Below are 3,104 nucleotides of genomic sequence, written 5' to 3'. Positions count from 1 at the left end.
TGGCAACTCTAGGGCTATTGATACCTTGGTAGAGTTAATCCGTAGCCAACGAGTAGACGGTTTTACTCTAAAAGAAGTGGCACAAAGCTTAGGGCGCATTGACCCAGGCAACTCTACAGCGATCACTGCTTTGGTGGAGTTAATTGGTAATTCACAGTTGGATGATTTGATCCGAGGGCTAGCGGCATCTAGCTTAGTGGAAATTATCGCAGAGGAACACATGGCACCTGTTGTCATTGCTTGGAACAATTACTTATCACCTAAAACTTATAAAAATGACTTTAAGCGATTTGATGATTGCTACGAAGTCATCTGGGAGTGCGCCCAAAGTATGCCCTACCCAGCTTTTTATCAAGCTTGGCATCAACAAGAGAAAGTGAAAGATGGAGAGTAGAAAATAAAAATGCTTCCTCCAGCCAAAACATAAGGGAGATGTGGAAACAGCAATCCCCTGTAAAGACACGATTCATCGCATCTCGTAAGCGTCTGGTAAATCTATCGCGTCTGATATTTCCGCAATCCAGGGAATGCGTAGGCGTAGCCCGTCGCAGACATCGCCCCTAGTAAAACAGATATTGTGAACAGGATGGGAATGTGATCGTTTTTGCGATCACCCCTTGTAGAGACGCGATTCATCGCGTCTTCTTCCTTTCCGTCATTTACATAGCGGGAATAATTCCGAGTTTTTTGGGTTAGCAATTATATCAATACAAAGCAATAATTGCATAAATTTTTGTATCAATCAAAGATGTAATCATGAATCATTACGAGCCTCAACCAGAAAACAACAAACCCAAATACAAAGGTAAATATCGAATTGACTCAACCCGTTTACCGGCATGGAGTTATGCTAGTAATGCTGGATATTTCGTTACTATTTGCACCGACGGGAAGAAATGCTTTTTTGGTGAGGTTGTACAGGGTGAAATGCAGATATCACAAATTGGAGAAATTGCTCAGAAATTGTGGTACGAGATTCCTAATCATTTTTCTAATTGCCAGATAGATTCGTTTTGCGTCATGCCTAATCATATTCATGGGATTTTGATTATTAATCAAATACGAGAAGAAGGCGTGATGAATCAAACACAGGAAGAAGACGCGATGAATCGCGTCTCTACAAGGGGGGATGATCAACGGGGTGGGGTTACTGGGTTGTTTAACCCGATGTTGTCTAAAAATTCCCTTTCTAAAATTGTTAGGTGGTACAAAGGACGATGTACATTTGAAATTAATCAAATTTATGAAGGTTTTAGATGGCAAGGAAGGTTCCATGACAATATAATTCGTGATGAATTCGCCCTCGATAAAATTAGACAATATATTATCAATAACCCAATCAATTGGGAATGCGATCGCGAACAACCACCCCATTCCCCCTTGTAGAGACGCGATTCATCGCGTCTTGTACTTGTGCGTTTTGTAAATTTATCCAAATCCAGGGAATGCGTCGCCCCTAATAAAACAGATATTGTAAACAGAATGGGAATGCGATCGCAAAAACGATCGCCGCGATGAGTTAATTAAGAGACTTCCAAATAAAAAAATATCCCAAAACTGACGCAAAAATCTTCTCTATTTCTCCTCTCTCTGCGTTCTCTGCGTCTCTGCGGTTAGTTTATTTGGATAATTTATTTCTTGGAAATCCCTAACGTCCTAAGAGTGATGGAAAAGCGTTAATTGTAACAAGTAGCAATTACAGCAGTCAAAGGGATTAGTTCATTTACCAGCCTCATCCATCTTTAGCCAGTTAGCAAAGTTTTTCGCAGCAGATAAAATTTTTGAGGAAAAGGAAATTTATATACTGTAGGTTCTTTAGTAAGTGTTACAGACAAGGAAAATTGCTTCTATTGTGCAATTATTTCAATGAATTAAACAATAGTTATCATTATTAGAGTTATATACTTATGCCAACCGCACTCAAAAATATACAAACTAAAAATCTAATTTCAATAGGTTTGCTAGTTTTCGTTCCTATTGCTATTGTGGCAGAAAAATTGGGCTGGGATGCATTAATGGTGTTTGGACTTTCAGCACTTGCAATTATTCCGTTAGCAGTTTGGCTGAGTAAAGCCACAGAAGAGATTGCTGTGGTTTTAGGGCCTTCTATAGGCGGCTTGTTAAATGCAGTCTTCGGGAATGCAACTGAGCTAATTATTGCTCTAGTAGCTCTCAAAGCAGGCTTGGTAGATATTGTTAAAGCCAGCATTACTGGGGCTATTATCAGTAATTTACTGCTGGTAATGGGGCTATCTATGTTGCTGGGAGGGTTACGCTATAAAGAGCAGACTTTTCAGCCAATGGCAGCGCGAGTCAATGGCTCGACAATGACACTAGCAGTGATTGCAATTGTCCTGCCTGCAATGGTGATCACTACATCTAATGTCGTCGAGCAAAGCGCTATTACTAATCTGTCGATTTTTGTAGCAGTCATTTTAATTGTAGTTTATGGTTTTACGCTGTTATTCTCCTTGAAGACTCACAGCTACCTCTACGATGTTGGGGTTGTAGAACTAGAAGGTGTTTCTGAAGACGAGGCTGCCACAGAGCAAGATAAACATTCAAAGCCAAACTTGAGCCTTTGGGTTGGTGTTTTGCTTGTGGCAACGATTGGTATAGCGTTCATGTCTGAGATTTTTGTCGGTGCAGTTGAAGAGGCAACAAAAGGACTAGGATTGACACCTTTGTTTACCGGAGTAATTTTATTACCACTAGTTGGAGGTGCAGCCGAATATGTAACTGCTGTGCGAGTAGCGATTAAGAACAATATGGATTTGTCAGTATCTGTAGCAATGGGATCGAGTCTACTAGTTGCTTTGTTGGTTGCGCCGCTCCTTGTGCTAGTTGGGCAGGTAATTGGACAACCAATGGATTTAAACTTTAACTTGTTTGAGGTTGTTGCAGTGATCATTGCAGTGGTTATTGCCAACTTAATTAGTTTGGATGGTCGCTCTAACTGGTTAGAGGGGATGTTGCTGCTAGCAACCTATGCTATACTGGGTGCTGCCTTCTACTTCCATCCAGTTTGAGCGCTAATCGGGCAATGGCGCTGTTATGCCGTTAATTAGGGACTCTTCCAAATAAAAAAATATCCCATCGCTTTT

At 40.7% G+C, this 3,104-nt stretch carries 3 protein-coding genes and 1 pseudogene; 3 read left to right on the top strand and 1 reads right to left on the bottom strand.

The window, feature by feature from the left end; all coding sequences use genetic code 11:
* Positions 1-394 (top strand): annotated as a pseudogene (locus tag ACFE90_RS37455) (signal transduction protein); the annotation flags it as partial.
* Positions 395-495: 101 nt separating this feature from the next.
* Here ACFE90_RS37455 and ACFE90_RS37450 read toward each other — a convergent pair.
* The gene (locus tag ACFE90_RS37450; protein ID WP_375507286.1) at positions 496-699 is read right to left on the bottom strand and encodes a hypothetical protein; all 204 of its coding nucleotides are present in this window, start codon (positions 697-699) and stop codon (positions 496-498) included.
* A 57-nt stretch (positions 700-756) separates the two neighbouring features.
* On the opposite strand from ACFE90_RS37450, the gene ACFE90_RS37445 reads away from it, so the two are divergent.
* Both ACFE90_RS37445 and cax read left to right on the top strand, forming a co-directional pair.
* Positions 757-1,386, top strand: coding sequence for a transposase (locus ACFE90_RS37445; protein ID WP_375507285.1), 630 nt, complete (start codon positions 757-759; stop codon positions 1,384-1,386).
* A 521-nt stretch (positions 1,387-1,907) separates the two neighbouring features.
* The gene (cax, locus tag ACFE90_RS37440; RefSeq protein ID WP_375507284.1) at positions 1,908-3,029 is read left to right on the top strand and encodes a calcium/proton exchanger; all 1,122 of its coding nucleotides are present in this window, start codon (positions 1,908-1,910) and stop codon (positions 3,027-3,029) included.
* The last annotated feature ends 75 nt before the right edge of the window (positions 3,030-3,104 follow it).

Source organism: uncultured Nostoc sp. (assembly GCF_964245445.1).
Taxonomy (GTDB): Bacteria; Cyanobacteriota; Cyanobacteriia; order Cyanobacteriales; family Nostocaceae; genus Nostoc.
Note: the sequence above shows the minus strand (reverse complement) of the source record. Positions and strands in the feature narration are given on the sequence as shown.